We start from the raw sequence: 16,389 nt of genomic DNA on the forward strand, positions 1-16,389 counted from the left end.
GGCACAGGTGACAGTATGTCAGAACTGAGAAACCCGCTGCCAGCGGCCGTAAAAATATGTGGACTTCAGGACGTTGAAGTGCTAAAATCGATGATAAACTTGCCTGTGGATTACATTGGTGTTGTTTTTGCCAAATCACGCCGCCGAATCGAACCCGAGCAGGCTGCTGCATTAAGAACGGTGTTGTTCGAATGGTCTGCCTATGATCGGCCGAAGCTTGCGGGTGTATTTGTGAATCCTACGCTCGAAGAACTGGAACACATTATGGAGATTGCTCAGCTGGATGTTATTCAACTGCATGGACAGGAGACTGCGGAATTTTGCCAGCAGGTGAAGCAGCGGTGGAATGCCAAAGTGTTCAAAGTTTTTTCTTTTCCCAAAGATGAAACGGGGCCGGAAGCTGATGATGCAGCCATAAGGGCTCTTGATACTTACGATAAATTCGTGGATGCGATATTGCTTGATACCCATGATCCTCTATATGGAGGGGGCTCCGGGAAAACGTTTGCCTGGGAGCGAATCCCTGCCTATGCTGAATGGGCGAAAAGTCACGAAATTGCTCTGTTCGTTGCAGGAGGGTTGCAGCCGGACAATGTACAACAACTAATACAGACATATGCACCTTTCGGCGTCGATGTATCCAGCGGCGTGGAGACTGAAGGTGTGAAGGATATGGCCAAAATTACAGCATTCGTAGAAAGGGTGAAGCAGGCATGACACATCAATTGCCGGATCAACACGGGCGTTTCGGTCACTTCGGAGGCCGCTTTGTACCTGAGACACTAATGAACGCACTTATTGAGTTGGAGGAGGCATATAGCCACTTCTCTGAAGATGAGGAATTCAACAAGGAACTGAATTATCTGCTAAGCGAGTATTCTGGACGTGAAACGCCATTGTATCATGCAGAGCAATTGTCACGCCGATTGGGCGGACCGAAAATTTATCTGAAACGTGAAGATCTCAATCATACAGGCGCGCACAAAATTAATAATGCGATTGGACAAGGTTTGCTCGCCAAACGGATGGGCAAAAAGAAAGTTATTGCCGAAACGGGTGCAGGTCAACATGGCGTTGCAACGGCTACCGTAGCCGCATTGCTTGGATTGGAATGCAAAGTATTTATGGGCGAAGAAGATACAGAGCGTCAGCAGTTAAACGTATTTCGGATGAAGCTGCTTGGAGCAGAAGTGATTCCGGTGACGTCTGGAACACGGACATTGAAGGATGCTGGTAATGAAGCGCTTCGCTACTGGGTCAGCAATGTGGAGGATACGTTCTATGTGCTTGGATCAGTGGTTGGTCCTCATCCATATCCGATGATGGTGCGGAATTTCCAACGTGTGATTGGTGATGAGACCCGTCGTCAGATTCAGGAGATCGAAGGGCGTTTGCCGGATGTAATTGTAGCAGCTGTTGGTGGAGGAAGTAATGCGATCGGTATGTTCTATCCATTTATCGGTGATCAGGATGTGAAGCTTGTTGGTGTTGAAGCCGCAGGCAAAGGGGTCGAAACCGAGTATCACGCTGCGACGATGACCAAAGGTACGCATGGTGTATTCCAGGGATCTATGAGTTACCTGTTGCAGGATGAGTATGGACAGGTTCAGCCAGCGCATTCCATCTCGGCCGGACTTGATTATCCGGGTGTTGGTCCGGAGCATTCCTATCTCAAGGATATTGAACGGGCAAAATATGTACCGATCACGGATCAGGAAGCACTGGATGCCCTGCAACTCCTATGTCGGACGGAAGGAATCATTCCTGCTCTGGAGTCTGCACATGCGGTAGCCCAAGTTGTCAAACTGGCGCCTGAACTTACAGCAGATGATATTGTAGTGATTTGTCTGTCGGGACGTGGAGACAAGGATGTTGAATCCATCATGAAATACACGGGAGGTGACTTGGGATGAATCTGATGGACCAGACCTTCCAGCAATTGAAGGAACAGAATCGTACGGCACTTATTCCATTCTTAACCGTGGGAGACCCGGATGTGGACACAACGATTGATATCATCAAGGAGCTTGAACAGGCTGGAGCGGATATTTTGGAATTGGGTGTTCCCTATTCCGATCCGCTTGCAGATGGACCAGTCATTCAGCGCGCTTCCGAACGTGCGTTGAAAAGCCAAATTACCATTCGTACTGTTATGGAAACTGCAGCAAAAGCTCGTAATGCAGGTGTGAAACTGCCGTTTGTACTGTTCACCTATTATAATCCGGTATTGCAGACAGGACTGGATGTATTCTTTGATGAATTGGTCAAACACGATATTAGTGGCATGATCATTCCGGACCTGCCGATTGAGGAAGCGGAAGAGATGCGTGAACGCGCAAATCGTGCTGGTGTGCATCTGGTGCCTCTTGTTGCACCTACATCTAATGCCCGGATTGAGCGGATTGTAACGGGAGCGAGTGGCTTTATCTATTGTGTATCATCCCTTGGGGTAACCGGAGAGAGAGCTTCTTTCTTTGATGGCGTAGAGAGTTTCATTGAGACGGTGAAAAGTCTGACAGACCTCCCTGTAGCGGTAGGTTTTGGTATCTCCAGTCATGAGCAGGTGGCCCATTTCTCCCGCATCTGCGATGGCGTTGTGGTAGGTAGTGCCATTGTTCGTCAGGTGGAAGATGCGATTCCTCTGCTTGAAAATCCGGATACGCGTGCAGCGGGACTGTTGCAAATTCGCAACTTTGTGGCACAATTAAAGGGATAGGGATGTCCTGAAAGGACATCTTTTGGACACGTGAGGTGCACGCTGATTCGTGTCTAACATTATTTCAATAACAGGAGGCGGTCGGGTTGAAACCGAAATCCCAGATTGTCAATCTGCCTGTGTACCAGCCGGGCAAACCGATTGAAGAAGTGAAACGTGAACTGGGGCTTGAACAAGTCATCAAGCTGGCCTCCAACGAAAACCCGTACGGCAGTTCTCCTGCCGCCCTGGAAGCCATTACGAGAGAAATGACGAATATAAGCATATACCCAGACGGTAGCTCGGTTGAGCTGACGGGAGTTCTTGCCAAGCATCTTGGCGTTGAACGGAACAACTTAATATTTGGTTGTGGTTCCGATGAGATTATTGCTTTGATCACAAGAGCTTTCTTCTTGCCGGGTGACGAGACCATCATGGCAGATCAGACATTCTCCGTATATAAAAGCAATGCAGATATTGAGGGGGCCGTGACCATAGAAGTGCCTCTGAAAGATGGCACGCATGATCTGAGCGCGATGCTCGCGCAAATTAACGACAAAACCAAAGCAGTATGGGTATGTAATCCCAATAATCCGACAGGTACGATTATCTCCGAGCAGGAGCTTATAGCCTTTATGGACCGTGTGCCTGCTCATGTGATGGTCATACTGGACGAAGCTTATTATGAATTCGTAACCGATGAAGCATACCCGCAAAGTATACCATTGATCGAACGGTATCCGAACTTGGTCATACTGCGGACATTCTCCAAAATTTACGGTTTGGCTTCGCTCCGGATCGGGTACGGCATTGCACGTCCCGAAATTATTGATTTGATTAACCGTGTACGTGAACCGTTTAACACCTCCCGTTTTGGACAGGTTGCGGCAACCGCTGCACTACTGGATCAGGATTTTGTTCAAGAGTGCTCGAAGCGGAATGCAACGGATCGGGATTACCTGCAAAATGAATTTACACGGCTCGGATTGTCGTATTTCCCTTCACAGGGTAATTTCATTATGGTTGACCTGGATATGCCTTCAGCAATTGCGTTCCAATCCTTGCTCAAACAAGGCATTATCGTTCGCCCAGGATTCCACGTATACCCAACTTACATTCGTGTGTCCGTCGGAACATCAGAACAGAACCGTGCATTTGTCACGGCACTGGAGAACACGCTGGCTGAGAAGGCGGTAGCACGCCCTTAATACTGGCGATGAAAGAGTGAGGACCCATGAAACTAAAAATTGCAATGATTGGTGTAGGACTCATCGGCGGTTCACTGGCGCTCTGCTTCAAAGGCAAGCCAGATGTAACCGTGATGGGCTACGCCCACTTGGATGAACTGAAGGACAAGTACATAGCGAGCGGTGTAGTGGATGATGCTACGCTCTCTCTGGAAGAAGCGGTAGAGGATGCCGACTTTATTTTTTTGTGCGTTCCCGTAGGTTTGCTTGAATCCTATTTCGAAAAGCTCTCCAAGCTGCCATTGAAAAAAGGTTGTATCATCACGGACGTAGGAAGCACTAAAGCTTCCATTGCCGCTTGTGCCGAGCATGTGCGGTTGACTGACGCTTACTTCATTGGTGGTCATCCTATGGCGGGGTCGGAGCGTGCAGGCGTAGATGCGGCCTCAGCTGTGTTGTTTGAGAATGCATACTATGTCTTAACCCCTTCAGAACATGTACCTGAGGAAGCCTACAGCAGGCTGTCTGAGCTGCTTGCGTATACACGGGCACAGATCGTGCGTGTGGAGCCTCTGCTGCACGATGACATCGTGGGGGCGATTAGTCATCTGCCACATGTTATTGCTGTTGCGCTGGTGAATCAGGTGCGTGAATATAATGAGTCGAATCCACTGTATAAAATGCTGGCTGCAGGTGGTTTCCGGGATATTACCCGGATTGCGTCCAGTGATGCGATTGTGTGGAGAGATATCTTGCTTAGCAACCGTGATGTACTGTTGGGCTTGCTTAAGGACTGGAATAGCCAGATGAAGGCCTTTACGGATATGCTGGAGCATAAGAACGGTGAAGGTATAGAGGAGGCATTCCGTCAGGCCCGCGAGTTCCGCAGTATATTACCAGAACGACGCAAAGGCATGATTTCGCCGTTATTCGATCTGTATACTGATGTCCAGGATGCACCGGGTATGATCGGTAAGATCGCAACTGAGCTTGGGGCGAATGACATCAACTTGAGCAATTTGGAGATTATCGAAAACCGGGTGGATGTGCCGGGCATTATGCGTCTGTCTTTCCGTCAGGAAGAAGATATGGAACGAGCCAAGACGTTATTGGATTCCTTAGGCTATCAAGTGTGGATATAAGACGAGAGAGGGCGAAAGCCCTCTTTTTTGTGAGTTTATATTGGAGTTATTATTTGATTTTCAGACACGGATCAAAGAGGATTTTATACAGGGTTTATATAAATATTAACATATGAATATCTTTTTAAAGACAAAAAAAAGACCGCTTACAAAAGCGGCCATTGCTCACGTGGAGCAATACAGTTATTGGATAGGAGTGGAGAGAAACCATACTGTACCCTTATTATATGTATACGTTTTCATTTTGTCAACACTTTCAGTAAAATTGCTTGAATTAATTATATCTTTCGGTAATTCAGGATAATAACTCCTTTTTTTTAGGGATACCTTAGATCAAAAAAATATCACATTTTTGTAACCTTTTCGGTATGTCGTCCGTCTATATAAGCAGGGCTTACCAAAAAGGCTCAAAATGAAGTCATGAACGTGAAAATGACCGCATATGAATGACAGGTCGGGTTTTGCGGATACCAATGGATTTGCCAGGATGATGCAGACCGTTGTACAATAAATACTGTTAATGTAGAAACGTTGGGGAAATTGCCATTACATAGGGGAATTTGGCGGGAAGGCCAGTTACGGCGCTGAACGCTTTTTATATGCGGTGAGAACCGCAACTTTTTTGTGCCTGTTCGGTAATACATGGATAGAGTCGAACGGGGAGAAGCACATGGATGGGCGAGGAGGGGTCGCACTCAAATGACGGATTCCCAGTTGATTCGAGAGATCAAGGAAGGTAACCTGGAGTTATATTCCGAGCTGATGAGTCGTTATCAGCGTAAAATACTGGCTTTCGTATATCATATGTTGAAAAGTTCCAATATGGAGCTGCTTGCGGAAGATCTCTGTTCTGAGACTTTCTATAAGGCGTTCCGCAGTCTGCACTCTTTCCGTGAGGTGGATGCCTCATTCTCAACCTGGTTATATACCATTGCGAGAAATACGGTACTGAGTGAGCTTCGCAAACAGCGCAGCGGAAATGTCCCACTTGAAGAGAGCGGGATTGTTCCCGTTGCTCCTTCGGAGAATGCACCGGAGTATGCTGTACTACGCAGCGAGCGGGTGATGCTGGTTAGGGATGCGATTAACAATTTGCCGGAGAAGCAGCGTTCTGCGATTATACTCCGCGAGTATGATCAACTAGACTACCAAGAGATTGCGAATATTCTTGGGCAGAGCGTCAGTTCTGTGAAATCGCTATTATTCAGAGCAAGATCAAGCGTAAAAACTCAATTGGAACCTTATTTCTTCGAACCGGTGTACGAGCCATATGAAGGGATGAAGAACCGATGAATTGCAATGAAGCCCAGGAACTGTTTGCACTGGTCTGGGACTTGCCGGAAACTCATCCTCAGCGGATTGCATTTCATGCTCATCTCGCTGGTTGTGGAGAGTGCTCCGAGCAGTTTGAGGTCTGGGAAGAAGCTCAGATCTTGCTGCACAGCATTCCGGTTCCAGTGACAGAACAACAAGCAGAGAGAGTGAACCGTAACGTTATGGACCGGATCTATGCGGAGTCTCCATGGCTACTGCCGGAAGAGGCAAAGGTTAATCGTTTCTCTGCTGTGATCCGCAAGCATATGTCTTTGTGGATTGCCGCGTTCCTGGCTATTTTTTTATGCAGCTTTCTGTATATGGCAATGTTTAAGCCAGACGTATCAGAAGCTGAGCAAACCAAAGTTGTTACTACGGGTATCCTGGAGACAGGGGTTGCCGGAAGCGGACCATCGTCCTCTGGAATGTATCAGTACAACATGACTGGAGCGGACAGAGGAAGTATCATAGAACCTTTTGTTGTGAGCATGGGACCTGCTTATCCGCAGTATTGGATGGCCCTCTCTTTACTTGCAATAGGAATGGCGTTATTTTCTCTTGGACGTATGCATCGAACAACGAATAAACGTAAACAAGGTGCGAGTGCATAGGTAATAACCTTTCGTTCGCCGTGTGGAGAAATGAGGGATGTAAGTGCGAATCGGGCTTATTCGTCACGGTCTTACAGACTGGAATGCGGCGGGCCGTATACAGGGGCAGACTGATATACCTCTGAATGGGGAAGGCCGTGAACAGGCAGAGCGACTGGGAAGACGTCTGTTGACGGAAGAATACCAGTGGGACTATATCATCACAAGTGGATTATCGCGGGCACAGGAAACAGGGGAGATTATCTCTAAACTGTTGAATGTACCTTTGCTTGAGCCGGACGCACGGTTGAAAGAAAGGGCTTTTGGTCAGATTGAAGGTCTGACTTCAGAAGAACGGGTTGCCCGTTGGGGCAAATCCTGGGAGACATTGGACTTGGGACAGGAGCAGATAGCGGATATCCAGATTCGTGCACTGGCGTTTCTGGAAGATCTATGGTCTGCCTATCCGGACCAAGCCGTGCTCATTGTCACTCATGGAGCTTTTCTGGCCAACCTGTTAACAGCCTTGTTTAAAGATCGGTATACAGAACGAATTGGAAACCTGTCACTGACGATCCTGGAAAAGGAACGTGATGACTGGAGTCCGCTGTTATATAATTGCACACGACATCTGTCTTTGGACACAGCGAAACAACCTGAGTAATCTAACTTGGGTTGTTTTTTTGCGTTTTATGGGGAAATAAAGACTTTATATGATTTCAAACCTCTCATTTTTCTTCTGATTGACCAACTTGGGGCATAGTATGGTTTAAAACATAAAAGATTTCCAAAAAGAGGTTTAGATTATGGGAATTCCGTCAACGATGTTTACAAAACCAAACTATTTCAGGCTCCTAATCAGCAGTCGAAGTAGTTAACGGGCGAGGCGATGGACCCATGAATCTAGCGGATATGCTTACTTTTGCCGATATTGGCCAGCTTAATCGAATAGCAGACTATTACCAATGTGAATGCAAGCCCAATTCCAAACATGAACTCATCCAGAGTATTCTCACTACATTGGGCAGCAGACCCTTTTTTGAGCAGCAGGTACGTCAACTGAATCAAGCAGATCAGCGCTTTTTGAACAACTTGTTGTTTGATCCTCGCCAGTATTATGGTATGGAAGAACTCATTGCCATAGCCCGTCAATCGATGGACAAAAAGGAGAGTGAGGCTGGCGCGAGTCCACGTGATCTCATCGTTCGCTTTAATAAGAGTGGATGGTTGTTCAATGGGACAACGCAGCAGACCAGGTATTTGTATCAGGTACCCCAGGATCTGAAATTAAGATTCAGGGATGTGTTATCCACACATCTGCGAGCAGGCATTATCAAAACAACGGAACCACCCATGTATCGGGATGAATATCATCTCTTAGCGGATGATCTCAAGTTGTTCCTGCAGTTTGTCCAGCAGCACGAAATTGCCCTTAACGCTGAAGGCATGATGTACCGTCGCTCTCAACAGCAGATTATGGAGCATCTGCACATTAGTGAGGATTTGGTGGGCAAAGGTGGATGGAGATTCGGATATGGCCGTTCCTTCAAGGATTACCCGGATCGTTTCGCACTTCTCTACGACTATGCATTTCACCATCGGCTGGTTCATGAGGAGCAAGGCACGCTGAAGCTATCACCAGCTGGAGAAGACAAGCTGGGGGCAGAGAAAACAGCCGAGATGATACAGCTATTTAGGTTTTGGTTAAGATTGTATAAAGGTGCTATTCCCAATCTGTCCTCTATTGTGTACTGGACAGGCGAATGTGCCCAAGAATGGTCAACCGCCGAGTCGCTGTTTCGTCAGATCGGTCCATTCATTCAGCCGTTCTATTATGATACGGCAGCGGCCATCTATGATAACAGAATTGTTAAAATGATGCTGCATCTTGGCATGGTCCGTATTGGGGAACATGAGGAAGGCCGGACTATACAAATGACAGCCTGGGGCACGAGTCTTGCTGCATCCTGTCGCTCCATCTCAGGAGACATTACACCTATTATGTTTGACAAGTGAAGGACAAGTTGCTAAAATCACTCCCAAATTAAGGAGTGATAATAATAATGATAATTCCATACAAAGGTTTACAACCTCAGTTACACTCTTCGGTATATATGGCTGAGGGTGCAAAACTGATCGGTGATTTGAGAATGGGAGAAGAGTCTTCCGTCTGGTTCAATGCAGTCCTGCGGGCTGATTTGGCTCCTATTATCATTGGAAAGCGCTGTAATATTCAAGATAACGTTGTCGGGCATGTCAATACTGATCAACCTTTGATTGTGGGAGATGATGTTTCAGTAGGACATACAGCGATCATTCATGGTTGTTGTATTGGAACAGGATCATTAATCGGCATGGGAGCCATTCTGCTGAATGGAGCCGACATTGGCGAATATACGCTGATTGGAGCCGGTTCTGTTGTTACTGAGAATAGTAAGATTCCGCCCTATACTCTTGCTTTGGGGACACCTGCCAAAGTGATACGTGAGCTGACAGATGCCGATCTGGAGCGGATGTCCAGAACTTCACTGGGTTATGTTACCAAAGGAAAAGAATATAGGAGCTCTTAAATCCGTTTTGGAGGTGCATCCTATTGGATAAAATGAAAGTTACGTATGAAGTCATGTTGGGGCTGGCAGCTGAGATGGTGTGGGACGAAGCGCTTCGCAAACAGCGCAGCGAGAAGCTCTATTTGGAAATCGATAAAGCGTTAGCTACCGGAGACGAAGTAGCTTTCCGGAGTCTGACGGATGAACTGAGGACCATAAACTGATAGGCAAAATATATCCTTGCTGAGATAAAAGGGAATGCGCAGAGGCGTATTTCCTTTTTTGATATGTGTAATTCTGAAATGAATGTCTGGATTTATAAGATATGGTCATATATAATATGGGAATAAAATGGATAGAGAGGGGATATAGGGAATTGAAATTCAGTGAGATGACTCAAGACAGCTGGGCTGAACTGCAACTCTATCTGGATACATGCCTTATTCCATACACAGCTCTTAGCGGTAAGCAGTCGCCAGTTGAAGCTACCGAGGCATTGGAGCGGCTGCGTGATTTTCTGGATCTGGTCGAAATTCCTTTCAAAGGGAGAATCATGACTTATCCAGCCTTTCATTATGCTAATTCGGAATTGTCAATGACATTAAATTCCTTGTCCGCACAGCTTAAATCCTCAGGATTCAAATATGTGGTTATTATGTCATCAGATGGTCATTTGGATGGCGTGGACATTCCATCTGCTGATCTGATTTTGAGTCGGTCCGTGTTAACTCATGAGGTCGGAGAAGAGGGGATTGCGAGATTTATAGGGGAAAAGATACGAGAGTTGTGGAAAAAATAGTTTTTGGCGACAAATGTGACAATTTACCAACAATTTTTTAATAACGCTTACAATTGAACCTTAAAAATGTGTGACAAATTCTTGACGGTGTTCTAGGGCTACTATATGATTATGTATGTTCTAGTAAGTCGTGGAATTTATGAAAATGAAAACGTTTGAGAGAGTTGGCTGAAAAAGGGGGTTGGAGACAGTATGAGCAGTGAGCATGACCACCACGAAGCTTCATTGAAATTGCCAAGCCGCATGGAGATGTCACGCAGGCAGTTTTTGACGTACACGCTTGGTGGAGCTACAGCCTACATGGCCGCCGGTGCAATCCTTCCTATGGTCCGTTTTGCGGTGGACCCGATTTTGCAACATAAGGGAGAAGGCACCTCTGTCAAAGTAGCTGAAATCAGCAAAATTACGAATGAGCCTCAAGAATTCACCTTTGAACTTAAACAACAGGATGGTTGGTATCTGAGTAATGCATCGTTAGTGGCGTGGATTCGCAAAGACGAGCAGGGCAAAATTTATGCACTCTCACCTATCTGTAAACATCTGGGATGTACAGTAGGCTGGAATAGTGACAAGCAATACCCTGACGAGTATCATTGCCCCTGCCATGGCGCGCACTATGACAAGGAAGGGAAGAATCTTGCCGTAGCCCCCAAACCGCTGGATGAGTACGTAGTCAAGGAAGAGCAGGGTTGGGTATATCTGGGCGACATTGTTCCGAACACCCGAGTGAATTAGGAGGCGTGAACGCAGATGTTTAAAAATGTCTATGACTGGATTGACGAGCGTCTCGACATCACGCCAATCTGGCGGGACGTTGCGGATCATGAAGTTCCAGAGCATGTAAATCCGGCTCATCACTTTTCCGCATTCGTGTACTGCTTTGGTGGATTGACGTTCTTTATTACTGTTATTCAGATTCTGTCAGGCATGTTCCTGACCATGTATTATGTACCTGATATTATCAATGCCTACGCAAGTGTGGAGTACCTGCAGACCAAAGTAGCCTTCGGCCAAATTGTTCGCGGCATGCACCACTGGGGAGCCAGTCTGGTTATCGTAATGATGTTCTTACATACGATGCGTGTGTTCTTTACAGGCTCTTACAAGGCACCGCGTGAAATGAACTGGGTTGTCGGCATGCTGATCTTTTTCGTCATGTTGGGCCTGGGGCTGACAGGGTACTTGTTGCCATGGGATAACAAAGCCTATTTTGCAACAAAAGTAACACTGGAGATTGCCAATACGGTTCCTTGGCTGGGACCGATTATTAAAGAATTCCTGCAAGGCGGTACGATTGTCGGTGCACAGACACTAACCCGATTCTTTGCCCTGCATGTATTCTTCCTCCCCGCTGTGCTTCTGGTGCTTCTGGTCGGACACTTTATCATGATCCGCAGACAGGGCATTTCGGGACCACTATAAACTGAGAAGGGAGGAATCGCAATGGCTCACGGACATAAGAAGGATGATGAGGAAAAGGTTATCTTTGTCGGTGATTCACGGGTCCGTAAAGGGGCGGGCTTCATTACCCCGCCTGATTACACGGCGTATCCTGGAAAATCCGAAGCCTTTATTCCCAACTTCCTGCTGAAAGAATGGATGGTTGGTGTCGTTGTATTGGTGGGGATTCTGGTACTAACGATCTCAGAACCTGCACCTTTGGGGTATCCGGCCAATCCGAGCGCATCCGTAATTCCTATGCCGGATTGGTACTTCCTTTTTCTGTATCAGTACTTGAAGTATCCATACGCATCGGGCGATTACGTTCTGCTCGGGGTACTGGGGGTCAGCGGAGTCGCTTTTGGAGCTTTGCTGCTGGCACCATTCCTGGATACAGGCAAGGAGCGGCGTTTCTATAAACGCCCAATTGCTTCATCACTGATGATTTTGTCGGTCATTTCTGTATTCTACCTGACAAATGTAGCGTGGACGCACTACGAGCATGAGTTGGAAGCAAGTGGACAGAAGCCTGAACATATTCAACGTGAAGAAGAAGCGCTGGAGAGGCGTGAACAGGGGCTCCCACCCGTTTCCAATGCACCTGGACAGCAAGAGGAAGTTGCGATCGTGGAACAGGATGATCCTGCAATGGAAACGTACAAAAAGGCTGGATGTATCGGTTGCCATGCGGCTGATATGAAGGGTGCAAGTGGACCGTCACTTCGGGGCGTGGGTGACAAGCACAGCCAGGAAGAGATTCTGACCATTATTAAAGAAGGTTATAACGAGATGCCTGCGATGTACGATCAAGCGATTGCTCAAGGCGTCACAGATGAAGAGATCACTCATCTGACCGAATGGCTTGCGAAACAGAAAGCAGAACAGTAAAATCGAAATAACCAATGAAACCTGATCGTTTATGCGGTCAGGTTTTTTGAAGTGTTTTTTTGGACAGCACTGTATCGTCCACAATATATGATGAAGGAAGGGGCAGGGAATGTGGCTTTATCGTATTTCTGGAGTAGGGAATTTCTGACCAATCGTTATTTCCTGTGGCTATTATTTTGGTGTAATGCGGTAGGAACGGTATACGGATACATCTGGTATGGAGAGCAAATGAAATTGACGCTGGCTGAGCAGCCGGTGTGGCAGATCGTATTTGTGCCAGATAGTCCAACAGCGAGTTTGTTTTTTACTTTAGCGTTGTTATGGGTTTTGTACCCACCTCGGTCCATCATTATCAAACGGATCGGACATGTGATTCAGGCGCTTGCCGTAGTCACATCTGTGAAATATGGCTTGTGGGCCGTGTCCATTATATTCGCTGGATGGATGCAAGGCGGTACACAGCACTGGCAAGATTGGATGTTGATTGCTTCGCATAGTGCAATGGCCATTGAAGCTCTTATTTATGTACGTTTTTTCGGCTTCCGCTGGGCTTCCCTTGTCGTTGCAGGTCTCTGGACGTTGTTAAACGATACGATGGATTATACATATGATATTTACCCTTGGTTACCCGCTTCCCTCTATGATCATGTAGATGGTGTGCGTAATTTCACATTCGGACTGACACTGGTAAGCATTCTGTGCGCATGGTTGGCCTTAAGACAAGCGAGACGAACCTGATATCCGATCTTGAGCTTGTTCTAACGGACTGTCCCCCGCCATACATTGGTGGTGGGAGGGATGTCCATGAAGAGAACGTTTGGGATCAAAACTGGCTTATTGGTGGTATCGTTCATAGCTCTGCTGCTTTGGACGAACTTAGCATATCGTGTATTCGCGCAAAGTGAAGCATTGAATTCGAATTCAGATCAACAAGTGTCCACAAGCAATTCAATTGCACAACTGAATGAGGAAGCAGCCATATTGTATCGTCAGGCGCTCGAGAATAATATTGAAGAAGTGCGCGGAAGCATTCTGCGTATCAGTAAAAGTCTGGAGCATATCTCCTTTGAGGGACAAACAACGGTTGAGGGCATTCACGCCTTGTCCGAAACCATTGTTGAAGTGAAACAAGCCGTTGTGAAGGTGAAAAATGACGATGCTTCTCTTCAGCAGTCCTCTGCCAAGCTCAGACTTGCAGCCGATAGTCTCGCGAATCCAACCAAGCCTTTATGGCTTCAGTATTATAAAATCGTGAAAAACGATCTGGACGCTTTATCCGCTGCTACAAATCAAGGGCAAACTGCGGCCGTACTTGCAAACCGCTACACCGTTCTGGAGGAGCATTATGAGACGATTCGTCCTGCCGCGCTGATTCGCCGTGAACCGTATGAGATTGCTCAGATGGACGCCTGGTTATCTCATACCAAAGGGCTTACCGCTGCCAAGCAACCTGATCTGGCTCAATTAAAGAACATGGTGGGCCATGGGGAGGAACTGGTGAACCAGTTGTTTGGTCGCGAGAAGGACGAGAGTGCCTTTGTACCGTTTGTACAGGGTCCTGATCGCAGGGCAGCCGGGCTGCTCATTAGTTCGGTCATTGTGGCGACGTTAAGTTACGCCGGATATCGTAAATATCGTGCGCAGCAGCAGGGGATTTTTCCTTTTCGGCGCTAATTGAATATGAATTTGATCCTGGTCTATATGTGGTATATAAAAAAAGACCTCTTTTCACATAAACAGCCACTTTAACGGCTCTTCATGCGAAAAGAGGTTTTCTTGTAGTTTCTGTATAGTGAATCAACTTTCTTTGAAACCTTCTCCATGTACATCGTGAACATCGCTGATGATGACAAATGCTCTGGGGTCAATGGAACGTACAATCGTCTGCAGTCGCCTGAACTCTTGCCTGGAGATCACGCAGTAGGCCATGTGTTTGGCCTGTTTAGAGTACGCGCCAATGGCTGGAATAAGGGTAACTCCACGATCCATATCCCGTGTGATCTGGTCGGCAATCTCGGGTGCATGGTCACTAATGATCATAAATGCCCGGGCAGAATATGCACCTTCCTGAATAAAGTCGATGACTTTGGAGGCTATGAATACAGCTACGAGCGTATACAGAATTTTTTCTTTGGGGATGTAGATGAGAGAGAGCCCGATAATGACGAAGTCGATGCCCAGTAATACTCGGCCCATACTCCATCCATACTTGCGGTTGAGAATACGGGCAATGATGTCCGAACCGCCCGTCGTTCCGCCCCAACGAAATACAATGCCAAGGCCGGCTCCTAGGGTGACACCTGCATATAGGGCTGCGAGCAGGAGGTCATTCTCGGTATGTAATGGTTCAATCCACCCCAGATGAATCAACTTCTCAAACAACCATAGAAAAACGGTCAGTGCCCCGATTCCGATACCCGTATAGATCATCTGTCTGCCGCCCAAAATTTTGAGCCCGATCAGAAAGAGAGGAACATTCAGAATTAAGGTTGTAAGTGAAGGTGAGATGCCAAAAGCGTAATTGATCAGCACCGTAACCCCGGTGAGGCCACCTTCCATAAGCTGGTTGGGGATTATGAAATAGAGGAGCCCAAAGGCATATAAGGCTGTACCCAGCACGATGGGAAGAACCAGTTTAACTTGAATCCAGGTTTTGGCAGTGCTCATAAGATCCCTCGCTGTAGATAAATTAGAATGAAGAAGCAATCATTCCCATCTAGTATACCTGTTTATTGATTCTTTAAAAATGATTTGTCGCTGATGATGGTGGAAGTGAATCTAAATAACTGATATTATTAGGAACAAATACGACATCATTTCTAAAGGAGAATCCGTTCTCATGGAGAAAAGCATCGCAGAAATGCAGCGTGAGGTTGATCAGTATATCTCCCAGTTCAAGGAGGGGTATTTCAGTCCTCTGGCCATGTTGGCCCGGATGTCTGAAGAGGTTGGGGAGCTTGCAAGGGAAGTGAATCATGAGTTCGGCGAAAAGCCGAAGAAATCTTCCGAAGCAGCCAATTCCATTGAACTTGAGCTTGGAGATATTTTATTTATCACGATTTGTTTTGCGAACTCACTGGGAATTGATCTGGCTGAGGCGCACGATAAAGTCATGCATAAATTTAACACCCGCGATGCCAATCGGTGGACTCCCAAAAACACCGATTAGGCGTAGATTACATATGCTGTACCATCACCCGATCGGGGAGGGTCAGCTTAATGATGAAACCGGAAGAATATATGCAGCAGGCTTACCGCTGTATATTGCAAAATGATTTTGAGCAGGCGATTCGTTGGTTCGAGTCAGCCATTCACGCTCATCCAAAACATGCGGAGTTATATTATCGCTGTTCCATTACACACGCCCGCAGCAAACATCTGGTTCCAGCGCTTGAATATGCACGTAAGGCGGTTGAATTGTCGCCAGGAACAGAAGAGTATATCTTGCATCTGCAGACGTTGGAAGCAAAAGAGTTGACCTCCAGAGCGAAGTTACTGTTGGAGCAGGCGGGTATTGCAACACAGGAGCGGTATGTGGAAGCGTCTACGCTTCTGCAAGAAGCGGTCAAACTTGATCCGCTCTCAGTGGAAGCTCATGTTATGCTTGCCCTGGCTTACAGTGATTTGAATGAATTTGACTATGCAATTCAGGCGCTGCGTGAGGCAATTTTGCTGGACCCGCAGAATGGGCAACTGCATCAGATGTTACAGGAAATCAAGCAACGTATGAAATCCATTCAATAAGAATTCATTTTACAAAGATTTCTTTCGAGTTGAAATGGATT

The 16,389-nt window shown here is 46.8% G+C and carries 20 protein-coding genes; 19 read left to right on the top strand and 1 reads right to left on the bottom strand.

Annotated elements, in window-relative coordinates; translation table 11 throughout:
- The first annotated feature begins 15 nt into the window (after positions 1 to 15).
- From BLS69_RS04605 to BLS69_RS04685, 17 genes are all read left to right on the top strand, one after another.
- Positions 16 to 717, top strand: coding sequence for a phosphoribosylanthranilate isomerase (locus BLS69_RS04605; protein ID WP_091034832.1), 702 nt, complete (start codon positions 16 to 18; stop codon positions 715 to 717).
- Positions 714 to 1,913, top strand: coding sequence for a tryptophan synthase subunit beta (gene trpB / locus BLS69_RS04610; protein WP_017687714.1), 1,200 nt, complete (start codon positions 714 to 716; stop codon positions 1,911 to 1,913). The genes BLS69_RS04605 and trpB overlap by 4 nt, the downstream gene beginning before the upstream one ends.
- On the top strand, positions 1,910 to 2,716 hold the full coding sequence (gene trpA, locus BLS69_RS04615; RefSeq protein ID WP_091028946.1) for a tryptophan synthase subunit alpha: 807 nt from the start codon (positions 1,910 to 1,912) through the stop codon (positions 2,714 to 2,716). The genes trpB and trpA overlap by 4 nt, the downstream gene beginning before the upstream one ends.
- Before the next feature lie 86 nt (positions 2,717 to 2,802).
- The gene (gene hisC, locus BLS69_RS04620; RefSeq protein ID WP_091028948.1) at positions 2,803 to 3,903 is read left to right on the top strand and encodes a histidinol-phosphate transaminase; all 1,101 of its coding nucleotides are present in this window, start codon (positions 2,803 to 2,805) and stop codon (positions 3,901 to 3,903) included.
- Positions 3,904 to 3,929: 26 nt separating this feature from the next.
- On the top strand, positions 3,930 to 5,024 hold the full coding sequence (locus BLS69_RS04625) for a prephenate dehydrogenase (protein ID WP_091028950.1): 1,095 nt from the start codon (positions 3,930 to 3,932) through the stop codon (positions 5,022 to 5,024).
- A gap of 699 nt (positions 5,025 to 5,723) precedes the next feature.
- The gene (locus BLS69_RS04630) at positions 5,724 to 6,317 is read left to right on the top strand and encodes an RNA polymerase sigma factor (protein WP_062835180.1); all 594 of its coding nucleotides are present in this window, start codon (positions 5,724 to 5,726) and stop codon (positions 6,315 to 6,317) included.
- A complete protein-coding gene (locus BLS69_RS04635; RefSeq protein ID WP_091028953.1) occupies positions 6,314 to 6,949 on the top strand; it encodes an anti-sigma factor family protein in 636 nt (211 codons plus the stop codon). Before BLS69_RS04630 ends, BLS69_RS04635 begins: the two co-directional genes overlap by 4 nt.
- Before the next feature lie 43 nt (positions 6,950 to 6,992).
- Complete coding sequence (locus BLS69_RS04640) at positions 6,993 to 7,592, top strand: histidine phosphatase family protein (RefSeq protein ID WP_091028954.1); 600 nt, start codon at positions 6,993 to 6,995, stop codon at positions 7,590 to 7,592.
- A 233-nt stretch (positions 7,593 to 7,825) separates the two neighbouring features.
- The gene (locus BLS69_RS04645) at positions 7,826 to 8,944 is read left to right on the top strand and encodes a hypothetical protein (protein ID WP_091028956.1); all 1,119 of its coding nucleotides are present in this window, start codon (positions 7,826 to 7,828) and stop codon (positions 8,942 to 8,944) included.
- Between the two features lie 47 nt (positions 8,945 to 8,991).
- Entirely contained in the window at positions 8,992 to 9,498 is a 507-nt protein-coding gene (locus BLS69_RS04650; protein WP_091028957.1) for a gamma carbonic anhydrase family protein, read from the top strand.
- Between the two features lie 23 nt (positions 9,499 to 9,521).
- A complete protein-coding gene (locus BLS69_RS04655) occupies positions 9,522 to 9,701 on the top strand; it encodes an IDEAL domain-containing protein (RefSeq protein WP_017687723.1) in 180 nt (59 codons plus the stop codon).
- Positions 9,702 to 9,853: 152 nt separating this feature from the next.
- On the top strand, positions 9,854 to 10,276 hold the full coding sequence (locus BLS69_RS04660) for a DUF2487 family protein (protein WP_091028959.1): 423 nt from the start codon (positions 9,854 to 9,856) through the stop codon (positions 10,274 to 10,276).
- A gap of 192 nt (positions 10,277 to 10,468) precedes the next feature.
- Positions 10,469 to 11,011 carry a QcrA and Rieske domain-containing protein gene (locus BLS69_RS04665; RefSeq protein WP_017687725.1) on the top strand — a complete coding sequence of 181 codons (543 nt, stop codon included), beginning with the start codon at positions 10,469 to 10,471 and terminating at the stop codon, positions 11,009 to 11,011.
- Positions 11,012 to 11,026: 15 nt separating this feature from the next.
- Positions 11,027 to 11,698, top strand: coding sequence for a menaquinol-cytochrome c reductase cytochrome b subunit (gene qcrB, locus BLS69_RS04670; RefSeq protein ID WP_017687726.1), 672 nt, complete (start codon positions 11,027 to 11,029; stop codon positions 11,696 to 11,698).
- Positions 11,699 to 11,719: 21 nt separating this feature from the next.
- On the top strand, positions 11,720 to 12,604 hold the full coding sequence (locus BLS69_RS04675; RefSeq protein WP_091018012.1) for a menaquinol-cytochrome c reductase cytochrome b/c subunit: 885 nt from the start codon (positions 11,720 to 11,722) through the stop codon (positions 12,602 to 12,604).
- A gap of 111 nt (positions 12,605 to 12,715) precedes the next feature.
- Positions 12,716 to 13,342: a DUF1405 domain-containing protein gene (locus tag BLS69_RS04680; RefSeq protein ID WP_091028961.1), complete on the top strand. Its 627-nt coding sequence runs from the start codon at positions 12,716 to 12,718 to the stop codon at positions 13,340 to 13,342.
- A 66-nt stretch (positions 13,343 to 13,408) separates the two neighbouring features.
- Positions 13,409 to 14,278: a sporulation protein YpjB gene (locus BLS69_RS04685; protein WP_176872578.1), complete on the top strand. Its 870-nt coding sequence runs from the start codon at positions 13,409 to 13,411 to the stop codon at positions 14,276 to 14,278.
- Between the two features lie 123 nt (positions 14,279 to 14,401).
- On the opposite strand, the gene BLS69_RS04690 is transcribed toward BLS69_RS04685, so the two are convergent.
- On the bottom strand, positions 14,402 to 15,271 hold the full coding sequence (locus BLS69_RS04690) for a YitT family protein (RefSeq protein ID WP_036607636.1): 870 nt from the start codon (positions 15,269 to 15,271) through the stop codon (positions 14,402 to 14,404).
- A 172-nt stretch (positions 15,272 to 15,443) separates the two neighbouring features.
- Here BLS69_RS04690 and BLS69_RS04695 point away from each other — a divergent pair, with 172 nt between their 5' ends.
- Complete coding sequence (locus tag BLS69_RS04695; protein ID WP_017687732.1) at positions 15,444 to 15,773, top strand: nucleotide pyrophosphohydrolase; 330 nt, start codon at positions 15,444 to 15,446, stop codon at positions 15,771 to 15,773.
- Between the two features lie 50 nt (positions 15,774 to 15,823).
- A complete protein-coding gene (locus tag BLS69_RS04700) occupies positions 15,824 to 16,348 on the top strand; it encodes a tetratricopeptide repeat protein (protein ID WP_091028965.1) in 525 nt (174 codons plus the stop codon).
- Positions 16,349 to 16,389 lie beyond the last annotated feature (41 nt).

This window comes from Paenibacillus sp. CF095 (assembly GCF_900101225.1).
GTDB lineage: Bacteria > Bacillota > Bacilli > Paenibacillales > Paenibacillaceae > Paenibacillus.